The sequence below is a fragment of the Cupriavidus sp. 10L45 genome (assembly GCF_056395225.1).
Genome location: NZ_JBFTJC010000004.1, coordinates 95,632 through 116,002 on the forward strand (window position 1 = coordinate 95,632; position 20,371 = coordinate 116,002).

Below are 20,371 nucleotides of genomic sequence, written 5' to 3' on the forward strand. Positions count from 1 at the left end.
TTGCAATCGAGCATACGCCTTGACTTTACGGACGTCCAAGACCGATGATGTCTCGATCGATACCCTGTGGGTATGCATCGACCCGACAAAGGAGGCGCCATGGAACTCCGGCACCTGCGTTATTTCCAGACCGTTGCCCAGGAACTCAATGTGACGCGGGCGGCATCCCTGCTGCATATGGCCCAGCCGCCGCTGTCGCGCCAGATCCGCCAGTTCGAGGAGGAAGTGGGCGTGGCGCTGTTCGATCGCGTCGGGCGGGGCCTGAAGCTGACCGAGGCCGGCCGCTTCCTGCTCGAACAGTCGCTCCAGTTGACCCAGCGGCTGGAAGAGACGCTGGAAGGCACGCGGCGCATCGGCCGCAACGAGAAGCGCTGGTTCGGCATCGGCTTCGTGCCCTCGGTACTCTACGGGGTGCTGCCCGAACTGATCCGCGTGCTGCGCGACGACGCCAGCCAGATCGAAGTGGGCCTGACCGAGATGATCACAGTGCAGCAACTGGAGGCGCTCAAGTCCGGCCGCATCGACCTCGGCTTCGGCCGGCTCGCGCTCAACGATCCGGCCATCGCGCAGCGCGTGGTCCGGGCGGAGGCCCTCGTGGCCGCCCTGCCCGCCAGCGCAGCCGTGCCGGCCGCCCCACTGACGGCGGACGCCCTGGCCCGCCATCCGCTGATCCTCTACCCTGCCCGGCCCCGCCCCAGCTATGCGGACCACGTGCTGTCGCTGTTCCGCGCGCAGGGGCTCCAGCCCCGTGTCGTGCAGGAAGCCAACGAGTTGCAGACGGCGCTGGGGCTGGTGGCGGCGGGCATCGGCATCACGCTGGTGCCGGCCTCGGTGCAGCGGCTGCATCGGGACGATGTGCGCTACGTGCCCGTGGATGCGGCCGGCTTCGTCTCGCCCGTGATCATGAGCTACCGTGCCGGCGATACGTCGCCGTACCTGCTGAGGGCGGTGGACTGGGTGATGCGGCAGAGCGGGGAATGACCGGCGTGGGACCGGGGTAGCTGCCTACCCGGCCGCGTGCAGCCGGGCCAGCAGGCGGCGGCCGGCGTCGATCGATGCCACGTCTGGCACCATCTGGTAGCGCACGATCATCCCTTCGATGCAGACCATGGCTTCCTCGGCCACCGCGTCGGGGTCGCTCAGCTTCAGTTCGCGGGCCACGTTCGCGACAAATTCGGCGAGCGATTTCTTGTGTTCCACCGCGTGCCCGGCCAGCCGGGGGTCATCCCCTGCGCCGCCGCCGGCCTCGGCCACCACGTTGATGAAGGCGCAGCCCCGGTAGTCGTCCGACTGGAACCACTCGGCGAGGGCATCGGCCAGCACATCGAGGTTCGGCCGTTCCGCGAGCCGGCGACGCACGGCGGCCGCGAACCACGCCATCCAGTTGTCATGCCGGCGGGCCAGGAAGGCCGAGATCAGATCGTTTTTCGATGCAAAGTGACGATATAGCGACATTTTCGCCACGCCGGACTCGGCGATGATCTTGTCGATGCCGGTGGCGCGATAGCCGTCGCGGTAGAACAGCCGCGCGGCGGTATCGAGAATGCGGTCGCGGGCGGAGGGAGTGGCCATGGCGGTGCGGAAGTCGGGTGCGGATGGTGACCATTATAGAAGACAGACCTGTCTACAACCTCAGAGCACGACGAAGGCAAACCACAGCACCACTGGCGCAATGATCGTGACCAGCGCGCCGTAGACCATCAGCTTGCGGAAGAAAGCCTGCCGATCCACGCCCTGGGCATTGGCCAGCACCAGCGCGCCGTTGGTCGAGAACGGGCTCACATCGACGATGGTCGACGACACGGCCATCGCGGCGATAAAGCCGATCGCGCTCACGTCGGAACCCTGCTGCAGGAACGGCACCGCGAGCGGGATCAGCGACCCCAGCACGGCGGTGGACGATGCGAACGCGGACACCACGGCGCCCACGAAGCACAGCAGCAGCGCGGCCATCAGCGGGGAGGTCAGGTGCGCCACGCTGTGGCCGACGAAATCGATCGTGCCCATCTTGTCCATCACGCCCACATAGGTGCTCACGCCGACGATCAGCATGATCTCCGGCCAGGACACCTGGCCCAGCGCCCGCTTCTGCAGGTCCGGGGCGATCAGCGTGAGCGCCAGCGCGATGGTCAGCGAGACGAAGCCGATATCGAGCTTGAAATAGAGCGTCAGCACGGCCAGCGCCACGAGGCCGGCCACGGTCAGGTACTGGTAGAGGCCGGCCGGCGTCTCCGTGCTGCTGGCGGCATCGTTGCCCCCCTCCAGCATCGATCCCCGGTCGCGCGTCATGGTTTTCTGCTCCTCCATGCCCGCCTCGGCCTCGGCATCGCCATAGATCTGTGCGCCCTGTGCCGCCACCGTGTAGGCGCCGAAGGGATGCGGTATGGCCAGCGCGTCGCCGGCCGGTTGCGGCGCTGCCGCAGCCGATGTTGCCGATTGGCGCATCAGGCGCAGCCCGCCGAACGCCACGAACAACCCCGCCGCCACGGCGAGATTGACGCCGAGGCTGGCGAAAGCCGTCGCCATCTCGCTCAGCGGCAGCCCGGCCTTCTGCACGATCTTGTTGGTGATGCCGCCATAGATGCTGATCGGCGAGAAGCCACCGCCCTGCGCACCATGGATCACCATCAGCCCCATCAGCAGCGGGTTGATGCCGTAGCGCGCGGCAAAGCCCAGCGCAATCGGCGCGATGATCGCTACCGCTGCCGGGCTGACCGCGCCGACCGAGGTCAGCAACGCCGCGATCAGGAACATGATCCACGGAATTGCCGCGATCCGGCCGCCCACGGCGCGTACTGCCAGCCGCACCAGCCAGTCGATGGTGCCGTTGTTCTGCGCCACGGCGAACAGGTAGGTGATGCCGACCAGCGTCAGGAACAGGTCAGCCGGAAAGCCGGCCAGGATGGCCTTGGCCGGCATGGCGGCCACCCAGGTACCGACCAGGAACGCGCCGACGAAGGCGAGCGCCCCCATATTGACCGGCAGGACCGTGGCGACGACGAACATCAGTCCCAGGACTGAGATGGCAATCAAATGTTGCGACATAGCGGCTCCATCGCGGCAGGCACGCATCGGCGCACCCCGCTTGGTAGGGAAGGCATGGGAATGGCATCGGCAGAACTGCCGGGAGGATTCGCCGCTAAGGCAAACGTTGGCGGGGGCTGGCGGTCACGAGTTGTCTCCGGGTGGTGGGGGTCGTCACCGGAAGAATTCCGCCGGCGCGCCGCTGATCTGGTTGTGATCCCACAATACGGCGCCGGGCGGCAGGCATCAATTAAGGTACCGGGCCAATCCTTACGCTAACCGGAACAGCACCGGGAGACCGCCGCATCACAAAGCGCGCGTAGGCGGATGGAGGATTGCAGGCCCCCGCTCCGCGAGCGAGAATCGGCCATCACACTGCCGGCCAACCTTCAGGAGCACGCGATGGACCTGTCCTTCCACCATTTCTCCGATCTGTTCGCACAACTCGGCCTGCCCGCCGAAGAGGCCGACATCCGCGCCTTCATCACCACGCACTCCCCGCTCGCCGAGGACGTCGAAATCTGGGAGGCGCCTTTCTGGACGCCCGCGCAGGCGGCACTGCTGCGCGACGAGTACATGGAAGACGCCGACTGGGCCGAGATGGTGGACCAGTTGAATCTGGCATTGCGTGGGGCGCCGGCCCCGGGGGCCTGAAGTCGGGCGGATGTAGGCGGCCGGCGGCCGGTATATCATCGGCCCTTCCGCAATATCTCCGGCCTCCTCACGATGTTCCAGCTTTCCGACGATCTCTCCGCCGCCCCCAAGTCCGACCAGTACGCCACGCTGGTGGACATGGCGCGCGGTCTCCTGGCCGATGAGCGCGACCTGATCGCCAATGCCGCGAATTTCTCGGCACTGGTCTACCACTCGCTGGCCGACCTGAACTGGGCCGGTTTCTATTTCTACGATGGCGCCGAGCTGGTGGTGGGCCCCTTCCAGGGCAAGCCGGCCTGCGTGCGCATCGCCATCGGGCGCGGGGTCTGCGGCACGGCCGCGCAGACGCGCGCCACGCAGCTGGTACGCGATGTCCACGCCTTCCCCGGCCATATTGCCTGCGATGCGGCCTCGCGCTCGGAAATCGTGGTGCCGCTGGTCGCGCCCGATGGCACGCTGATTGGCGTGTGGGACGTCGACAGCCCCCGCGAAGCCCGCTTCGACGAAGCGGACCAGGCGGGCATGGAAGCGCTGTGCGCGGTGTTCGTGGAACTCGCGTGGGCGCGCCGCATCGACGGCTGAGCGCCCGATAACGTCATCGGCGCGCCCTGGTGGCAGGCGTCAACTCACGCCAGCCGCTTCAACAAGGCCGCCGCCGCTGACGCCGAGGATGCCGGGTTCTGGCCCGTGATCAGCAGGCCATCCTCCACCACGTAGGGCGCCCAGTCATCCCCTTTGGAATAGAGGCCGCCCTTGGCCTTCAGCTCGTCTTCCACCAGGAACGGCACCACCTTCGTCAGTTCCACGGCGGCTTCTTCGGTGTTGGTGAAGCCGGTGACTTTCCTGCCCTGCACCAGCGGCTTGCCGTCCGGCGTGACCACGTGCCGCAGCACGCCCGGCGCATGGCAGACCAGTGCCACGGGCTTGCCGGCGGCAACGAACGACTGAATCAGCGCGATCGAGTGCTTGTCTTCCGCCAGATCCCACAACGGACCATGGCCGCCCGGATAGAACACCGTGTCGAAGTCCGCCTGCGAAACCGAATCCAGCCGCACGGTGGCGGCAAGCTGCGCCTTGGCCGCCGCGTCGGCTTCGAATCGATGCGTGAGTTCCGTCTGGAAATCCGGCTCGTTGCTCTTGGGGTCCAGCGGCGGCTGGCCACCCTTGGGCGAGGCCAGGACGATTTCAGCGCCCGCATCCTTGAAGGCGTAATACGGCGCAGCCAGCTCTTCGAGCCAGAAACCCGTCTTGCGGCCGGTATTGCCGAGCTGGTCGTGCGAGGTCAGGACCATCAGGATCTTCATCATGTTGCTCCATGGAGAGAACGAGAATGCCGCAGACCGGCGCTTCGGCCGGGCTGGGCGTGATGAGCCTGATGATTATAGGAATCCGCCAAATATTACGATATCATCACATTTTCATACTATTCCCCAATGGCGCCGTAGCGGCGTCGGCGTATCTTCACTCGATACCTGCGTCCGCAGGGAAGGCCTACAGGATGCTTCGGGGTAATGCATAACGGACTGCAGATCTTGTGGGACGACGGCGAGCGTGTCTTCTACCGGGGACGGCGCCCGGACGAGGCCGCCGGCGATTTTCTGCTGGCGCGGCCCGCTGCGGAACAGCCGTTGCCGGCCAGTCTGGACCGCCTGGCCCACGAATACCGCCTGAAGGACGAACTGGACAGCGCCTGGGCGATTCGGCCGCTGGAACTGGTGCGAGAGGCCGGCCGGACTGCGCTGATGCTCGAGGACCCGGGCGGCGAGCCGCTCTCCCGCCTGCTGGGCGCGCCGATGGAGATCGGGGCGTTCCTGCGCCACGCGGTGAGCATCGCCACCGCGCTCTGCGGGCTCCACCAGCGCGGGCTACTCCACAAGGATCTCAAGCCGACCCACATCGTCGTGAACTGCGCCGACGGGCAAGCACGGCTTACCGGCTTCGGCCTGGCCTCGCGCCTGCCGCGCGAACGTCAGGCGCCCAAACCGCCCGAAACCATCGCCGGCACGCTGGCCTACATGGCGCCCGAGCAGACCGGGCGGATGAACCGGTCGATCGATTCCCGCAGCGACCTCTACGCATTCGGCGTCACGCTCTACCAGATGCTGACCGGCGCGCTGCCGTTCACGGCCACGGATCCGATGGAGTGGGTGCACTGCCACATCGCCAAGATGCCAGTGTCGCCGCGCGCGCGGCAGGAAACCGTGCCGGCGACGATTTCACGCATCGTCATGAAGCTGCTCGCCAAGATGGCCGAGGAGCGCTACGAGACCGCTGTCGGGCTTGAGCATGACCTTCGCCAATGCCTGGAAGACTGGGAGCGCCAGCGCCGCATCGACGACTTCCCGCTCGACGCGCACGGCACGCACGACCGCCTGCTGATTCCCGAGAAGCTCTACGGACGCGAGTGCGAAGTCAGCACCCTGGTCGACGCCTTCACCCGGGTGGTCGAGACCGGCACGCCGGAACTGGTGCTGGTGTCGGGTTATTCCGGCATCGGCAAGTCCTCGGTGGTCAGCGAATTGCACCGGGTGCTGGTGCCGCCGCGCGGGTTGTTCGCGTCTGGCAAGTTCGACCAGTACAAGCGCGACATCCCGTATTCCACGCTGGTGCAGGCCTTCCAGGGTCTGGTGCGGATGCTGCTCGGCAAGTCCGACGCGGAGCTGGAGCGTTGGCGCAGCGCCCTGCTGGAAGCGCTGGGGCCCAACGCGGGGCTGATGACGGACCTGATTCCCGAGTTGAAGCTCATCATCGGCGAGCCGCCTCCGGTGCCCGAGCTTGAGCCGCAGCAGGCGCAACGCCGCTTCCTGCTCGTATTCCGCGCCTTCATCGGGGCATTCGCCCGCCCGGAACATCCGCTCGCATTGTTTCTTGACGATCTGCAGTGGCTGGACGCAGCCACGCTGGACCTGATGGAAGACCTGCTGACCCACGCGGACATGCGCCACCTGCTGCTGGTGGGTGCGTACCGCGACAACGAGGTCGGCGCCGCCCATCCGCTTACTGGCAAGCTGCAGGCCATCCGCAATGCGGGGGCGCGGGTCGATGACATCCAGTTGGCGCCGCTCGCCAGCGCGCATATCCGGCAGTTGCTCGCGGAGGCGCTGCATGGCGAGCCGGCACGGATCGAGCCCCTGGCGCAACTGGTGCACGACAAGACCGCCGGCAATCCGTTCTTCGTGATCCGGTTCCTGCACGCGCTGGTCGACGAAGACCTGCTCACCCCGGACCATGCCACGCGGCAATGGCGCTGGGATCCGGCGCGCATCCACGCCAAGGGCTACACCGATAACGTCGTCGATCTGTTGGTCGGCAAGCTGGCCAAGCTGCCGCTGCCGACGCAGCAGGCGTTGCAGCAGCTCTCCTGCCTCGGCAACGTCGCCGAGATCACGACGCTTGCAGCGGTGCTGGGCATGCCCGAGGCGCAGGTCCACACGACGCTGTGGGAGGCGATTCGTCAGGAGCTGGTCATCCGGCAAGAGACCACCTATGCGTTCGTGCACGACCGCGTGCACGAAGCCGCCTACACGCTGATCCCCGAGGCCTCGCGCGCCGAGGCGCACTTGCGGATCGGCCGGCTGCTGGCCGCCCGGACCCTGCCGGCGCAACGCGACGAGGCGATCTTCGAAATCGTGGGCCAGCTCAATCGCGGCACTGCGCTGATCACGGACGCGGCCGAGCGCGAGCAGCTGGCCGAATTCAACCTGCTGGCGGGCCAGCGCGCCAAGGCGTCCACCGCCTATGCCTCCGCGCTGACGTATCTCGGCGCCGGCGCCGGCCTGTTGCCGGAAAACGGCTGGCAAGACCACTATGACTTGATGTTTGCGCTGGAGTCGAACCGGGCCCAGTGCGAATTCCTGACCGGGCAACTGGCCGCCGCCGAAGCGCGCTTCATGACGCTGGCCGAGCGCGCCGTGGACGTGGTCGAGCGTCTGGGCATCGCTTGCTGGCAGATGGATCTGTACCTGATTCTCGGCCAGGGCGACCGCGCGGTCTCGGATTGCCTCGCCCTGCTCCGCCTGGTGGGCATCGAATGGTCACCCCAGCCGGACGAGAGCGTGCTACGCCACGAATACGACCGCATCTGGTCGCTGCTCGGGGACCGGCCGATCGAGACCCTGATCGATCTCCCGCCGATGGAGGACCCGGTCGCCCTTGCCACGATCCAGGCGCTGGCCAAGCTGTCCTCGCCCGCCTTGCACACGGCGAGGAAGGACGGGAACCTGGCCTGGCTGACGATCTGCAAGGCGATCAGTCTCAGCCTCGAACACGGCAACACCGATGCCTCTTGCGTGGCCTATACCAATGTCGCCCGGGTCGCCGGGCGGATTTTCGGGGACTACCAGGCGGGATTCCAGTTCGGGGAACTCGGCTGCCAACTGGCCGAACGGCGCGGCCTCAAGCGCTACGAGCCGCGCACCTACCTGTCGTTCTCGGTGTTTGTCGCGCGCTGGTCGCAGCCGGTGCGCACGTGTGGCGAGCAACTTCAGCGTGCCTTCGATGCGGCACACCGGGTCGGCGATGTGCCGTCCGGCGCGTTCACGCGCAACAACCTGGTATCGAACCTGCTGTTCGCCGGCGAGCCGCTGCCCGCACTACAGGACGAAGCGGAACGTGGCGTGGCGTATGCCCGGCAGGTGCGGTTCGGGATTGCCATCGGCTTCAGCGAGAACCAGCTGGCGCTGATCCGCATGCTGCGCGGCATCACCCCGACGTTCGGCTATCTGGATGGCGAACACTTCAGCGAAAGCCTCGTCGAACCGGGCCTTTCGCTCGCGTCGCCGGTATTCGCCTGCTGGTACTGGATCCGGAAACTGCAGGCGCGGTATTTTGCCGGCGACCTTGCGGCAGCCATGGATGCCGCCGCCCATGCCAAGGCGCTGCTCTGGTCCTCGTACTCGTTCCTCGAGGAAGCCGAGTACTACTTCTATGGCGCGCTGGCCCGGGCGGGCCTCTGCGATGCGCTCCCGGCCGGCGACCAGCAGTCGCATCTGGACATCCTGGCCGACCATCACCGGGAACTGCAAGTCTGGGCCGATCTCTGCCCCCAGAACTTCGCCAGCCACGCCGCCCTGGTGGGCGCCGAGATCGCCCGCATCGAGGGCCGCGAGATCGACGCGGAACTGCGCTACGAGCAGGCGATCCACGCGGCACGGGATGACGGCTTCGTCAACATCGAAGCGCTGGCGAACGAACTCGCCTCCCGCTTCTACGCGGCGCGTGGCTTTCAGAAGATCGCCCGGTCGTATCTGCGGGACGCCCGCTACAGCTACCTGCGCTGGGGGGCAGATGGGAAGGCCCGGCATCTCGAGGCGCAGCATCCGTACCTGCGGTCGGAGGCTTCCACGCCCGGCGCCACGAATACGATGGCCACGTCAGTCGAGCAACTGGACCTCGCCACCGTGATCAAGGTGACGCAGGCCGCCTCGGGCGAGATCGTCCTGGAAAAGCTGATCGACATGATCCTGCGCACGGCCCTGGAGCAGGCCGGCGCCGAGCGCGGGCTGTTGATCCTGTCGGAAGGCGGCGAGCAGCGGATGGCGGCGGAAGCCACGAGCGACGCGACCCGCCTGCATCCGCACAACGTGCCGGTCAGCGCGGCGATGTTGCCAGCATCCGTGCTCAACCATGTGATGCGCACGCGGGAGCCTCTCTTTCTGGACGATGCCGTCGCCGAGCCGCTCTATGCCGCCGACCCGTACATCCATCAGCATCGCGCCCGCTCGATCCTGTGCGTGCCACTGATGACCCAGGCGAAGCTCACCGGCGCGCTCTACCTCGAGAACAATCTGGCGGCGCGGGTATTCAGCCCGTCCCGCATCGCCGTGCTGCGGCTGGTGGCCTCCCAGGCCGCGATTTCGCTGGAGAATGCGCGCCTGTACCGTGATGTGGCGGAGCGCGAGGCCAAGATCCGGCGGCTGGTGGAGGCCAATATCATCGGCATTGCCGTCTGGCGCGCCGATGGGGGCATCCTCGAAGCCAACGACGCGTTTCTTCGCATGGTGGGATACGCGCGCGCGGATCTTGTCTCGGGCCACATCGGCTGGCGGGACCTGACGCCGCCGGACAGGCAACAGGACACCGATCGCGCCGCAGCGGCGTTGATCCAGACGGGGCGCGTCGCGCCGCTGGAGACGGAATACCTCCGCAAGGATGGCAGCCGGATACCAGTCATCGTGGGCCTGGCGACCTTCGAACCGGGCGGGCGGGATGGTGTCGCCTTTGTGCTCGACCTGACCGAGCAGAAGCAGGCGGAAGACAGGGCGCGCGAGGGCGAACGCCGCTATCGCGAGGTGCAGACGGAACTGGCGCACGCCAACCGCGTGGCCACCATGGGGCAGCTTGCGGCCTCCATCGCCCATGAAGTGAATCAGCCGATTGCCGCGACCGTGACCAACGCCCAGGCCGCGACGCGGTGGTTGAACCTGCCGCGCCCCGATCTTGACGAGGTCGGCTTCGCGCTGACACGCATCGTCAAGGATGCCAATCGCGCGGCGGACGTGCTCGGCCGGATTCGGCAACTGATCAGGAAGGCGCCGCGCGGCAAGGAACTGGTCGACATCAACGCGGCCATCCGCGAGGTGGTGGAACTCACCGGCGGCGAAGCCCGGAAGAGCCGCGCCCGGGTGGAGACGCAGCTCGCACATGACTTGCCCCTCATCGAGGGCGAGCGCGTGGCGCTGCAGCAGGTGCTGCTCAACCTGATCGTCAACGCGATCGAGGCCATGCTTGGTGTCGATGGCGAACGGCACGTGCTGATCGCCACGCGCTGTACGGCCGATGGCTGCGTCCTCGTTACCGTGCGGGATTCTGGCCCCGGCTTCGGCTCCCTGAACCCCGACAGCATCTTCGCGCCCTTCTACACCACCAAGTCCACGGGGCTAGGCATGGGGTTGTCCATCTGCCGTTCGATCATCGAGGCGCACGGCGGCCGGTTGTGGGCCAGCGAGAACGCGCCGCACGGCGCCGTCATCCAGTTCACGGTGCCCACGCAGGCTGGCGAACCGTGACAGCCGGCGTTCAGGATCCGCCGAACCAGTTGTAGCCCTGATCCACCCAGTAGCCACCCGGGTAGGTGTTCGTCACGAACAGCTCCATGATGTGCTTGGGGTTCTTGTAGCCCAGCTTGGTCGGCATCCGGAGTTTCATGGGGAAGCCGTACTTGGGTGGGAGGCGCTCGCCATCGTACGTAAAGGTCAACAAGGTCTGCGGATGTAGCGCGGTGGCCATGTCGATGCTTTCGTAGTAGTCGTCGGCGCACCTGAATCCCACGTACTTCGCCGTGGTATCGGCGCCGATCCGCTGGAGAAAGCCGGCGAACGGCGTGCCGCCCCAGCGCCCGATGGCGCTCCAGCCTTCCACGCAGATATGCCGGGTGATCTGCTCCGCCTGCGGCAAGGCGTAGAGGGCATCCAGCGTCCAGCTTCGCTTGTCCTGCACCAGCCCCCCCACCTTGAGCCGGAAGTCATCGCCGTTCACCACGGTCACTTCGTCGATGCCGTAGAACGCATTGAAGGGAAACGGGCGCGTGATCTGCGCGGCGGTGTAGGTGGGGGCGAGCCGGTTCGGATCGAACAGCCATGCCTGTACCTTGTCGTTCATGCGCGAGATGCGACCCAGGAAGGTTTCGACCGACGCCTCGTCGCGCAGACTGCATCCCGTGAGCATGGCAAGGCCGCCGAGCGTGAGGATGCGCTTGCCGAACAGGCGCCGCGCGGGCGCGTCGAGTTCTCGACGTACGTCGATGATCAGCGACTGGCGATCGACGGCTAGGCGCCGGGGAGGTTTGGGGTTCACGGCTCTACTCCAGTTTCGTGACGTCAGCGCCCGCGAATCATCGTCAGCAGGCTGCGCGGCACCAGCGCCACCATCACCAGATGCACGACGATGAAGGCGGCAAGCAGCGCCATGGCACAGAAATGCACCACGCGGGCGAAGTCATAGCCGCCCATCAACTCGCGCAGCAGCGGGAACTGCACGGGCTTCCAGATCGCGATGCCGGACAGCACCAGCACGACAAGCACCGCCATCACGAACAGGTACGCGAGCTTCTGCACGGCGTTGTAGTGACTGAGATCCGCATGCGAGAGGTGGCCGCGCAGCGCGGCGGCCAGATCGTGGAGCACGGCACGCGGCGCCAGTGGAAAGAACTTCCTGGCGAGCCGGCCTGTGATCACATTCATCGCCAGATAGAACAGGCCGTTGAAGAACAGCAGCCACATGGCCGCAAAATGCCATTGCAGCGCGCCACCCAGCCAGCCGCCGAGGGTGATGTCGGCCGGAAAGCTGAAGCTGGCGAAGACTGGTGAAGCGTTGTAGATGCGCCAGCCCGACAGCATCATCACCACCGCTGCCAGGGCATTGAGCCAGTGCGATATCCGCACCCAGACGGGCTGGATTGCACGTGGCGCAGCGCGGCGCGGCATCGCGTCATGTGTGGTTTCCATTTCGGCCTCCAGAACCCATGCGCCGCGCGGGACGGTCATCCCGCCTGCGGCGCAGGGGCGCGCTCACTTGCCCGGCATCACTTGCTCATGCCGCCGGACATGGCATCGCCATCCTTGCCCATCTTGTCCCCCGACTTCGACTTGCTCATCTTGTCCTTGTGCATGCCATCCTTGGACATGCTGTCCTTCGACATCGCATCCTTGCCCATGCTGTCCTTCGACATGGCGTCCTTGTGCATGCCGTCCTTATGCATGCCGTCCTTCGACATGCTGTCCTTCGACATCGAATCCTTGGCCATCGACCCGCTGGCCTGGGCGAATGCCGCCGTGCCGCTCATCAGGAAGGCGGCGGAAACCACGGCGATTGCGATCTTCTTCATCTTCACACCTCATAGTTTGGACATGGACCGGGAGCATCCCGGCATCAGAAACTTCGCGCCACGCCGGGACGGCTGGCGGTAGATCCACACGGCATGTGTGCGTCTGAAAGGAAATTCGCCCCGGCGGCGCATCCGGTTACAGCCATCGCAAAAAAAATTCCTCCCCAATGACGGTGCGCTGCTCACCACATCGCCGCCGGCGCGGCGTAGAATTCGCGCAAACTAACGTGGCCGGTGTAACCAACGCGATCGATGGAGCGAACTACAGGACAGGAAGCGCTGCAGCGGCGGGAGGCGCGCCTGCGCGAACTTTTTGCGGACGGGCTGGCAGGGGATCAGGCGGCCTACGCGCGGTTCCTGACCGAGCTGGCCGCGCTATTGCGCGGCTATTTCCGCCACCGGCTCCAGCAACAGGCCGGCGATGTCGAGGATCTGACGCAGGAAGTCCTGCTGGCGGTGCATAACGCCCGGCACACCTACCTGCCGGACCAGCCGCTGACGGCCTGGGTGCACGCCATCGCCCGCTACAAGCTTGCGGACCACTTTCGCGCCCATGCGCGGCACGACGCGCTGAGCATGCCGCTGGATGCCGCGGAGGACATCCTTGCGACGCCGGACCTGGAATCGGCCCAGGCCAGGCGGGATCTGAACCTCCTGCTCGACCAGCTGCCCGACCGGCAACGCCTGCCGATCGTGCACGTCAAGCTGGAGGGACTGTCTGTCAGCGAAACCGCGCGGATGACCGGCCTGTCCGAATCGGCGGTAAAGGTGGGCGTGCATCGCGGGCTGAAGGCGCTCGCGGCGAAGATTCGAGGAACGAAATGAAAACGGACGACCTGATTTCCATGCTTGCCACGGGCGCCGCGCCGGTGGACCGGCACGCGCTCAGCCGCCGTTTTGGTATCGCCGTGGCGGTGGGCACGGCGCTGGCGACCTTGCTGGTGGCCACGATGCTGCACGTCCGCGCGGATCTGGCCGACGTCGCCGCCACGCCGCTGTTCTGGGCGAAGGTAGCGCTGCCGCTCTCGCTGCTGCTGGGTGCGCTGTGGATGACGGCCCGGCTGGCACGGCCCGGAATGACCACGGGTTTCCGCTGGCTGGGCATCGCCGTGCCGTTTGGCGCCGTCTGGCTGGGCGCGATCACTGCGGTCGCACAGACACCCGCCGGAGAACGGGCGGCGGCCATCCTGGGGCAGACGTGGCGGGTCTGCCCGCTCAACATCACGCTGCTGTCGGTGCCGGTGTTCATCGCCGTATTCTGGGCGTTGCGCGGCCTGGCCCCGACACGGTTGGCCCTGACCGGCGCCGTCGGCGGTTTGTTGTCCGGTGCGGTGGCAACGCTCGCCTACTGCCTGCATTGCCCAGAGATGGGCGTCGCCTTCTGGGCGGTGTGGTACGTGCTTGGCATGCTGGTGCCAACCGCGATTGGCGCGCTGCTGGGGCCACGCCTGCTTCGCTGGTGATGTGGCAGGCGACAGCTACCCTGCCGCCACGATCACATGCGCCTGGATTTTCCCGCCCACCGGGCCGTCGCCATGGCGGCTGGCAATCGTCTCCGTCGCCCGGTCCGTCGCGTGTTGCAGCAAGCTGGCGTCGCGCGCCTCGATCTCGTTCCGTAGCGGCGTGCCCAGGCAATAGGCGGTGGCGACGTCGCGTGCCGAGTTCGCGCGACTTGTCTTCTCGCGTGTCTCGATCTGGACGCGGGCGAACCCTGCGCGGTTCAACTCGTCGTGGATCAGCGCCACATCGTGATAGCCGTGCGGCGTGCGCGCGAGGAATCTCGGCGGATCGTGCGGGAACACCGTGGCTACGGCGTCGGTGACGTCGCTGGCAAAGACGTTCTCTTCGATGCGGTCCCAGACATTGAAGATGAAGCGACCGCCCGGCCGCAACATGCGACGCGCCTCGGCATAGCCGGCGACCCGATCGGGAAAGAACATCGCACCAAACTGGCAGCAGACAACGTCGAACGACGCGGCCTCGAACGGCAGGTGGAGCGCGTCCGCCTGCTTCCATTCGATACGGCTGTCGGGCCCCTGCCGGCTGGCGGCATAGTCGAGCATGGGCTGGTTGAGATCGGTCACCACATAGCGCGCGCCAGCGCTCAGCCTGGGCGCAAGCGCCCGCGTGACCACGCCACTGCCGGCCGCCGTCTCCAGCACCGCGCCGGGCGAGGCGGCTGCCACCAGCGCGGCCAGATCGACGGCATAGGCTTCGAAGATCAACGGGACCATGAACGTGTCGTAGAACTTCGGGATCGAGCCAGCAAACACCTGATCGCAATCCGTCATGATTCCCCCTTGAAAGCGCTTTATGGCGCGCTTGCCGAGGCATCCGCACGCCCGAAGTGGATTGCGCTGCGCGGCAACTGCCCACCAGTTTCCTGCATCGTGATCCCGCAAGAAATCCATGCGAACCCGAAAATCGCGCCGGCCGGACGCGCGCATGCTGACGCCAGACGCTGAGATGCGTCGTGGATTCATCCGGATCCACCCGTTAGTTCGCAAGGAGCACATCATGAAAACACTCGTAAGACTCACCAGCCTGGCCCTTGTCGCGTTGCCCGCACTGGCCTTTGCACAAAGCACCCCGGGCCCTGTGACCCGCGCGGAAGTGCGCGCCGACCTCATCCGTGTAGAGAAGGCCGGCTACAACCCGTTCGGCAACGACGCCAACTATCCCGTCGATATCCAGGCAGCGGAAGCCAAGGTGGCTGCGCAGCAAGGCACGCCGGCCATCCAGCCGGAGACGCGCGCCGAAGTCCGGCAAGATCTTCTGAAGGTGGAGAAGGCCGGCTATGACCCGTTCCGCGTCGGCAGCACGTATCCCGCCAAGCTCGAGGCCGCCGAGGCACGCGTATCCGGCACGACCACCACCTCGCCCACGCCGGTGCAGAAGCCGGTGGCAACGATGGCCGCCGTGCCGGCAATCCCGCGCATTGATCGCCCCCGCAATGCGTTCTACGATGGCGCCTGAGGATGCAGGTATGTCCAGGCCCTAGCGCAGCCCACCCCAGTGGTTGGTCACGCGCAGCAGCGAGGCATGCGGGCCGAATTCGCCGAGCCCTGTCGATAGTTGCTCGGCTGCCTCGCACACGGCTGCGGCCAAATCGCGCAAACGCGTGGGCCGCAGCCGTGTGTCCGGCCCGGAAATACCAACCGCCGCGATGACCGCGCCTGTTCCATCGAAAATGGGCGCGGCCAGTCCGTTCACGCCCGGGCGCCATTCGCCCCGATTGATGGCGTACCCCATGCGGCGGACCTGCTGCATCTCATGCAGAAAGGCCTCGGGCTCCGTGATCGTGCGGGGTGTGGCGGCGCTGAGGTCATCGGCGATCTCGGCCAGCCACTGCGGATTTCTGAACGCCAACATGGCCTTCCCCGTGGCCACGCAATGCGCCTGCGAGCGGCCACCAATCTGGCTGTAGGCGCGAATCGGGTTCGGACATTCCACCTTGTGCACGTAGACGACCTCGCGGCCGTCCAGCACGGACAGGTGGACCGACTCCCCGGTGGATTGCATCAGCGCTTCCATCAGCGCGTCCGCGTGACGGCGCAGGTCGAAACTCCACAGCGCCGCCGACCCCAACTCCCATAGCTTGATCGACACCGTGTAGCCCGACGGCGGCACCCGCACCACATAGTGCTCGTCCACCAGTGCCTGCAGCAGCCGATGCGCGCCGCTCTTGGGCATGCTCGCCATCTGGGCGAGCTCGCTCACGCCAATCGGCTTGCCGTGGCGCGCCATGATGTCGAGTAGGTGAAGACCCTTAATCAGCGTGTTGTTCATGGCACCGAGCATCTGACGCCCGGTGGAGCCCGGGCAACTGTTCCAAAGTGTAGAACACCCGTGCCGGAATGAGGAACGGTTCTAGACTCGGTCCTGACGTCATGCACCCCAGCCATGACGACCCACGACACCCATCCATGACCGACGTCCAAACCGAAGACCTGCCGCTGCGCGGCATCCGCGTGCTGGAGTTCTGCTCCGTGGCCGCCGGCCCATTTTGCGCCATGTTGCTGGCCGATATGGGCGCCGATGTGATCAAGATCGAGCCGCCCGGCGGCGACACGCTGCGCACCTGGCCGCCGATTAGCGCCGGCTTCAGCGAGAACTTCGCATCGCTGAACCGAAACAAGCGCTCCGTGGTCCTGGACCTCAAGCTTCCCGCCGATCTCGACGTCGCGCTCGCCCTGTGCGCCAAAGCCGACGTGATCATCGAGAACAACCGGCCGGGCGTGATGGATCGGCTCGGGCTGGGCTACGCGCGACTGAGTGCGCTGCGCCCCGAACTCGTCTACTGCTCGATCTCCGCCTTCGGCCAGTCAGGCCCGCGCGCCGCCGAGGGCGGCTTCGACCTGACGATCCAGGCGGCTGCAGGCGTGATGAGCGTCACAGGCGATTCCGATGCCCCAGTCAAATGCGGCGTGCCGGTCTCCGATTTCGCCTCGGGCCTGTACGGCGCCTTCACGATCGCCAGCGCGCTGCTCCAGGCCAGGGCGCGCGGGCGCGGCGCGCATCTGGATGTACCGATGTTCGGCTGCACGCTGGCGATTGGTGCACTGCAAACCAGCGAATACTTCGGCACGGGCCGCAGCCCCGTCAAGCTCGGCTCCGCCCATCCCCGCAATGCGCCCTACCAGGCCTTTCGCGCCGCCGATGGCTACTTCGCCATTGCCGCCGGCAACGATGGCCTGTGGCGCGATGTGCTGCGCGCGGTGCAGATGGAGCCGCTGGCGGACGACCCGCGCTTCCTGTCGCCCACGCTGCGCGCCCGCCATCAGGTGGCGCTGAAAGCGCTGCTGGAAGAGGTCTTCGTGCAGCAAGGCGTCGACCACTGGATCGATGTCTTCCGCAGCGCCGGCGTGCCGCATTCGCGCATCAACGACTATGCGCGCGCACTGGAAGACCCGCAGGTCGACCACATGCGCTGGATTCGCGATATCGAACTGCCGGGCGGCACCCAGACGCGCACGTTCTCCTCGCCGATTCGCATCGACGGCCATGCGGTGCCGGTGCGCAGCGCGCCGCCCGCGCTGGGCCAGCATTCGGAGGAAGTCCGCCGCACGATTGGCAACCCGCAAGACAAACAGGGGTAAACACCATGCAGAACACATCCACAGCAGACACCCAGCCACTGCGGCGCTTCATCGCCCGGATGGACGCCATCGTCGCGGACACCAGCCAGCCCGAGGCGGCCACGCTCGAACAAGTCGGCCAGGCGCTGGGCGACCTCGTGGCGCAGGACAACTGGCTGGACCCGCAATTCGCCGTGCCGCATCCCGAGTACTACCGCCAGTACCTGCTCCACGCTGACCCGGAGGACCGCTACAGCGTGGTGAGCTTCGTGTGGGGGCCGGGCCAGAAGACGCCGATCCACGACCACTGCACCTGGGGCGCGATCGGCATGCTGCGCGGTGCCGAAGTGGGACAGGCGTACGCGCAGGGCGCGGCCGGCATGGTCGAGACCGGCGAGGCCGAACGGCTCGATCCGGGCGACGTGGCCTTCGTCTCCCCTGCAATCGGCGACATCCACGTGGTGCGCAATGCCTATGACGACCAGGTGTCCATCAGCATCCATGTGTACGGCACCGATATCGGCAAGCAGTCCCGGCATGTGTTCGATGCGGCTACCGGCGCGATGAAGACCTTCATCTCCGGTTACGCCAACGTGGAAAAGGCGTCCGCATGAGCGAAGCGCCGCTGCTGCTCCGCTGGGACGACAACGTGTGCCGGCTGACACTGAACCGGCCGCAGCAGGGCAACGCCTTGTCCCGCGACCTGCTCGATGCACTCGATGCGGCGCTGGACGACTGCGCGGCCCGCCCGCCGGCCTGTCTTGTGATCGACGGCGCGGGACGCCATTTCTGCACCGGCTTCGATCTCTCCGGGTTGGCTGACGAAACCGGTGACAGCCTGCTGGCGCGCTTCACACGGATCGAACTGCTGCTCCAGCGCGTAGCACGTGCCCCGTATCCCACGATTGCCGTCGCCCACGGCCGCACCATGGGCGCCGGCGCCGACCTGTTTGCTGCCTGCGCGGTACGCATCGCAGTAGCGGGGGCGAGCTTCGCCTTCCCAGGCTGGCGCGGCTTCGGGCTCGTGCTTGGCAGCCGGCGGCTGGCCGCGCGCATCGGTACGGATCGCGCGCGGGACTGGATCGAGCGCGCGTGCGTCATCGCTGATACCGAGGCGCTTGCCGCCGGACTTGCCACGGCACGCGTGGAAGCGGCCCCGGCCACGTTCACGGCGCCGGTTGCAAACGCGTTAGACGGCCCGCTCGCCGGTGCCCTCGATGGCAATGCCGAACTCGACGACGCGCGCGACCTTGCCGCGCTCGTGCGTTCGGCGGCATGCGCCGGCTTGCAGCAGCGGCTGACAGCCTATGTGAACCGGCAAGCCGAGGCACGGCAGGCACGATAACAAAGACAAAGGAGACAGACGATGAACGGGAAGATCCAGCGGTTTGCAACGGCCGTGGCCGTCGCCATGGCGGGGATGGCCGCCACGGGCGCCCACGCGCAGGGCGAGGGGCCCTATCCGTCCAAGCCGATCCATCTTGTGGTGGGCTACGCCCCCGGCGGCGGCACGGACATCATGGCGCGCCTGATCGGCCAGCAGATTGGTATCGCGCTGGGGCAGCCCGTCGTTGTCGAGAACAAGCCGGGCGCGGGACAGAACATCGCGGCAAGCTATGTCGCCCGGCAACCGGCGGACGGCTACACCCTGTTCCTCAGTTCCAGCGCGCTGGCCGTCAACATCAGCCTGTACAACAAGCTCGACTATGACCCGATCAAGAGCTTCGCGCCGGTCGCGGTGTTTGGACAGAGCCCCAACCTGATGGTGGTGCCCGCATCGCTCGGGGTAAGTTCGGTCAGCGAGTTCGTGGCCTACGCCAAGAAGAAGAATGACGATGGCGTGAACTTCTCGTCGTCGGGCGCCGGCAGTTCGCAGCATCTTGGCGGCGAGCTGTTCCGGCAAGAGACCGGCATCAAGGCCAGCCACGTGCCGTACAAAGGCTCCGCGCCGTCCATCGTCGCCATCCTGAGCGGCGAGGTCCAGTACACGTTTATCAATATCCCGTCGGTCATGGCGGTGAAGTCCAATAACCGCATGCGCGTGCTGGCCATCACCAGCGCCAGCCGCTCGCCGTTGATGCCCGATGTGCCCACCATGGTCGAGGCGGGCATGCCGCATATGACCATGGCCGCGTGGTACGGGGTACTGGCCCCGGCCGGCACGCCGGCGCCGATCATCAATCGGCTCAATGCGGCCATCAACAAGGCCGTGTCCGATCCGGCGTTCCGCGAACGCATGCGGAGCGAGGGCGCGGAAACCATGATGGAGTCGCCCGACTACTTCAAGCGCTTCCTGGCCGATGACATCGCCCGCTGGCACAAGGTTGTGGAAGCCGGCAACGTGAAGGTTCAGTAGGTTCAGTAACCCCCCGATTTCCCCCCCCCGACATCATCCAAGGAGATTCCGCATGTCGATGTTCATGAACTGGCCCGATCTGCTCAACACGCTGAAGCGTTCTTACAACCGTCTCGGCAATTCCAACCCGAAGATGCTGGAAGCCTATCGGAACCTGGCAGCAGCGCAAGGATCGAACGGCGCGCTCGACGCCAAGACGCGCGAGCTGATTGCGCTGGCCGTGGCCGTGACCACGCGCTGCGACGGCTGTATCTCGTCTCACGCCGCAGCGGCGGTCAAGGCCGGTGCCACGGAGGCGGAGATCAGCGATGCCCTTGGTACCGCCATCGCCCTCAATGCCGGCGCGGCCTATGTGTATTCGCTGCGCGCGATGGAAGCCGTCAGCCAGCTCAAGGAAGCCGCCTGATCCGGCGGATCGCGCGCACCAATAAGGAG

At 66.5% G+C, this 20,371-nt stretch carries 19 protein-coding genes and 1 pseudogene; 12 read left to right on the forward strand and 8 right to left on the reverse strand.

The features are described 5' to 3' along the window. The first annotated feature begins 99 nt into the window (after positions 1 to 99). Positions 100 to 981 carry a LysR family transcriptional regulator gene (locus AC1DFU_RS08505; RefSeq protein ID WP_092294929.1) on the forward strand — a complete coding sequence of 294 codons (882 nt, stop codon included), beginning with the start codon at positions 100 to 102 and terminating at the stop codon, positions 979 to 981. A gap of 24 nt (positions 982 to 1,005) precedes the next feature. On the opposite strand, the gene AC1DFU_RS08510 is transcribed toward AC1DFU_RS08505, so the two are convergent. Together AC1DFU_RS08510 and AC1DFU_RS08515 are read right to left on the reverse strand one after the other, a co-directional pair. After that, the gene (locus AC1DFU_RS08510; RefSeq protein WP_441592731.1) at positions 1,006 to 1,572 is read right to left on the reverse strand and encodes a TetR/AcrR family transcriptional regulator; all 567 of its coding nucleotides are present in this window, start codon (positions 1,570 to 1,572) and stop codon (positions 1,006 to 1,008) included. A 60-nt stretch (positions 1,573 to 1,632) separates the two neighbouring features. Then, positions 1,633 to 3,045: an SLC13 family permease gene (locus AC1DFU_RS08515; RefSeq protein ID WP_441592732.1), complete on the reverse strand. Its 1,413-nt coding sequence runs from the start codon at positions 3,043 to 3,045 to the stop codon at positions 1,633 to 1,635. A gap of 381 nt (positions 3,046 to 3,426) precedes the next feature. On the opposite strand from AC1DFU_RS08515, the gene AC1DFU_RS08520 reads away from it, so the two are divergent. Continuing rightward, entirely contained in the window at positions 3,427 to 3,678 is a 252-nt protein-coding gene (locus AC1DFU_RS08520) for a DUF2789 domain-containing protein (RefSeq protein WP_092294923.1), read from the forward strand. A 72-nt stretch (positions 3,679 to 3,750) separates the two neighbouring features. Continuing rightward, complete coding sequence (locus AC1DFU_RS08525) at positions 3,751 to 4,260, forward strand: GAF domain-containing protein (protein ID WP_092294921.1); 510 nt, start codon at positions 3,751 to 3,753, stop codon at positions 4,258 to 4,260. 44 nt (positions 4,261 to 4,304) lie between these two features. Here the strand turns inward: AC1DFU_RS08525 and AC1DFU_RS08530 are convergent, their stop codons facing one another. Next, entirely contained in the window at positions 4,305 to 4,982 is a 678-nt protein-coding gene (locus AC1DFU_RS08530) for a type 1 glutamine amidotransferase domain-containing protein (RefSeq protein ID WP_441592847.1), read from the reverse strand. A 207-nt stretch (positions 4,983 to 5,189) separates the two neighbouring features. Here AC1DFU_RS08530 and AC1DFU_RS08535 point away from each other — a divergent pair, with 207 nt between their 5' ends. After that, positions 5,190 to 10,685, forward strand: coding sequence for a trifunctional serine/threonine-protein kinase/ATP-binding protein/sensor histidine kinase (locus AC1DFU_RS08535; RefSeq protein ID WP_441592733.1), 5,496 nt, complete (start codon positions 5,190 to 5,192; stop codon positions 10,683 to 10,685). 10 nt (positions 10,686 to 10,695) lie between these two features. On the opposite strand, the gene AC1DFU_RS08540 is transcribed toward AC1DFU_RS08535, so the two are convergent. The 3 genes from AC1DFU_RS08540 to AC1DFU_RS08550 form a co-directional block, all read right to left on the reverse strand. Then, positions 10,696 to 11,472, reverse strand: a complete 777-nt coding sequence (locus AC1DFU_RS08540) for a molybdopterin-dependent oxidoreductase (RefSeq protein WP_441592734.1) — start codon at positions 11,470 to 11,472, stop codon at positions 10,696 to 10,698. A gap of 23 nt (positions 11,473 to 11,495) precedes the next feature. After that, positions 11,496 to 12,122 carry a cytochrome b/b6 domain-containing protein gene (locus AC1DFU_RS08545; protein WP_441592735.1) on the reverse strand — a complete coding sequence of 209 codons (627 nt, stop codon included), beginning with the start codon at positions 12,120 to 12,122 and terminating at the stop codon, positions 11,496 to 11,498. A 77-nt stretch (positions 12,123 to 12,199) separates the two neighbouring features. Then, positions 12,200 to 12,502, reverse strand: a complete 303-nt coding sequence (locus AC1DFU_RS08550) for a pentapeptide MXKDX repeat protein (RefSeq protein ID WP_441592736.1) — start codon at positions 12,500 to 12,502, stop codon at positions 12,200 to 12,202. 252 nt (positions 12,503 to 12,754) lie between these two features. Here AC1DFU_RS08550 and AC1DFU_RS08555 point away from each other — a divergent pair, with 252 nt between their 5' ends. After that, positions 12,755 to 13,327: a sigma-70 family RNA polymerase sigma factor gene (locus AC1DFU_RS08555; RefSeq protein ID WP_092294913.1), complete on the forward strand. Its 573-nt coding sequence runs from the start codon at positions 12,755 to 12,757 to the stop codon at positions 13,325 to 13,327. Further along, entirely contained in the window at positions 13,324 to 13,965 is a 642-nt protein-coding gene (locus AC1DFU_RS08560; RefSeq protein WP_092294911.1) for a DUF1109 domain-containing protein, read from the forward strand. Before AC1DFU_RS08555 ends, AC1DFU_RS08560 begins: the two co-directional genes overlap by 4 nt. Positions 13,966 to 13,980: 15 nt before the next feature. Here the strand turns inward: AC1DFU_RS08560 and AC1DFU_RS08565 are convergent, their stop codons facing one another. Further along, on the reverse strand, positions 13,981 to 14,793 hold the full coding sequence (locus AC1DFU_RS08565) for a class I SAM-dependent methyltransferase (RefSeq protein ID WP_441592848.1): 813 nt from the start codon (positions 14,791 to 14,793) through the stop codon (positions 13,981 to 13,983). A 226-nt stretch (positions 14,794 to 15,019) separates the two neighbouring features. Here AC1DFU_RS08565 and AC1DFU_RS08570 point away from each other — a divergent pair. Then, a pseudogene (locus tag AC1DFU_RS08570) lies at positions 15,020 to 15,325 on the forward strand (DUF4148 domain-containing protein); the annotation flags it as partial. Between the two features lie 174 nt (positions 15,326 to 15,499). Here AC1DFU_RS08570 and AC1DFU_RS08575 read toward each other — a convergent pair. Beyond that, complete coding sequence (locus tag AC1DFU_RS08575) at positions 15,500 to 16,291, reverse strand: IclR family transcriptional regulator (protein ID WP_177219919.1); 792 nt, start codon at positions 16,289 to 16,291, stop codon at positions 15,500 to 15,502. A 137-nt stretch (positions 16,292 to 16,428) separates the two neighbouring features. On the opposite strand from AC1DFU_RS08575, the gene AC1DFU_RS08580 reads away from it, so the two are divergent. The 5 genes from AC1DFU_RS08580 to AC1DFU_RS08600 are packed head-to-tail and all read left to right on the forward strand — an operon-like array spanning position 16,429 to position 20,342. Further along, positions 16,429 to 17,601, forward strand: coding sequence for a CaiB/BaiF CoA transferase family protein (locus tag AC1DFU_RS08580; RefSeq protein WP_092294903.1), 1,173 nt, complete (start codon positions 16,429 to 16,431; stop codon positions 17,599 to 17,601). Between the two features lie 5 nt (positions 17,602 to 17,606). Next, positions 17,607 to 18,194, forward strand: coding sequence for a cysteine dioxygenase family protein (locus tag AC1DFU_RS08585; RefSeq protein ID WP_092294901.1), 588 nt, complete (start codon positions 17,607 to 17,609; stop codon positions 18,192 to 18,194). After that, positions 18,191 to 18,925 carry an enoyl-CoA hydratase/isomerase family protein gene (locus AC1DFU_RS08590; RefSeq protein WP_441592737.1) on the forward strand — a complete coding sequence of 245 codons (735 nt, stop codon included), beginning with the start codon at positions 18,191 to 18,193 and terminating at the stop codon, positions 18,923 to 18,925. Before AC1DFU_RS08585 ends, AC1DFU_RS08590 begins: the two co-directional genes overlap by 4 nt. Before the next feature lie 21 nt (positions 18,926 to 18,946). Beyond that, complete coding sequence (locus AC1DFU_RS08595) at positions 18,947 to 19,936, forward strand: tripartite tricarboxylate transporter substrate binding protein (protein WP_477159768.1); 990 nt, start codon at positions 18,947 to 18,949, stop codon at positions 19,934 to 19,936. A gap of 58 nt (positions 19,937 to 19,994) precedes the next feature. Further along, complete coding sequence (locus AC1DFU_RS08600; protein WP_092295109.1) at positions 19,995 to 20,342, forward strand: carboxymuconolactone decarboxylase family protein; 348 nt, start codon at positions 19,995 to 19,997, stop codon at positions 20,340 to 20,342. Positions 20,343 to 20,371: the final 29 nt, after the last annotated feature.

Coding starts and splice junctions, on each gene's coding strand:
- AC1DFU_RS08565 (WP_441592848.1), bottom strand. CDS start 14,793: ATGACGGATTGCGATCAGGTGTTTGCTGGCTCGATCCCGAAGTTCTAC.
- AC1DFU_RS08585 (WP_092294901.1), top strand. CDS start 17,607: ATGCAGAACACATCCACAGCAGACACCCAGCCACTGCGGCGCTTCATC.
- AC1DFU_RS08535 (WP_441592733.1), top strand. CDS start 5,190: ATGCATAACGGACTGCAGATCTTGTGGGACGACGGCGAGCGTGTCTTC.
- AC1DFU_RS08580 (WP_092294903.1), top strand. CDS start 16,429: ATGACCGACGTCCAAACCGAAGACCTGCCGCTGCGCGGCATCCGCGTG.
- AC1DFU_RS08550 (WP_441592736.1), bottom strand. CDS start 12,502: ATGAAGAAGATCGCAATCGCCGTGGTTTCCGCCGCCTTCCTGATGAGC.
- AC1DFU_RS08560 (WP_092294911.1), top strand. CDS start 13,324: ATGAAAACGGACGACCTGATTTCCATGCTTGCCACGGGCGCCGCGCCG.
- AC1DFU_RS08590 (WP_441592737.1), top strand. CDS start 18,191: ATGAGCGAAGCGCCGCTGCTGCTCCGCTGGGACGACAACGTGTGCCGG.
- AC1DFU_RS08575 (WP_177219919.1), bottom strand. CDS start 16,291: ATGAACAACACGCTGATTAAGGGTCTTCACCTACTCGACATCATGGCG.
- AC1DFU_RS08505 (WP_092294929.1), top strand. CDS start 100: ATGGAACTCCGGCACCTGCGTTATTTCCAGACCGTTGCCCAGGAACTC.
- AC1DFU_RS08530 (WP_441592847.1), bottom strand. CDS start 4,982: ATGAAGATCCTGATGGTCCTGACCTCGCACGACCAGCTCGGCAATACC.
- AC1DFU_RS08525 (WP_092294921.1), top strand. CDS start 3,751: ATGTTCCAGCTTTCCGACGATCTCTCCGCCGCCCCCAAGTCCGACCAG.
- AC1DFU_RS08515 (WP_441592732.1), bottom strand. CDS start 3,045: ATGTCGCAACATTTGATTGCCATCTCAGTCCTGGGACTGATGTTCGTC.
- AC1DFU_RS08595 (WP_477159768.1), top strand. CDS start 18,947: ATGAACGGGAAGATCCAGCGGTTTGCAACGGCCGTGGCCGTCGCCATG.
- AC1DFU_RS08520 (WP_092294923.1), top strand. CDS start 3,427: ATGGACCTGTCCTTCCACCATTTCTCCGATCTGTTCGCACAACTCGGC.
- AC1DFU_RS08555 (WP_092294913.1), top strand. CDS start 12,755: ATGGAGCGAACTACAGGACAGGAAGCGCTGCAGCGGCGGGAGGCGCGC.
- AC1DFU_RS08600 (WP_092295109.1), top strand. CDS start 19,995: ATGTTCATGAACTGGCCCGATCTGCTCAACACGCTGAAGCGTTCTTAC.
- AC1DFU_RS08510 (WP_441592731.1), bottom strand. CDS start 1,572: ATGGCCACTCCCTCCGCCCGCGACCGCATTCTCGATACCGCCGCGCGG.
- AC1DFU_RS08545 (WP_441592735.1), bottom strand. CDS start 12,122: ATGGAAACCACACATGACGCGATGCCGCGCCGCGCTGCGCCACGTGCA.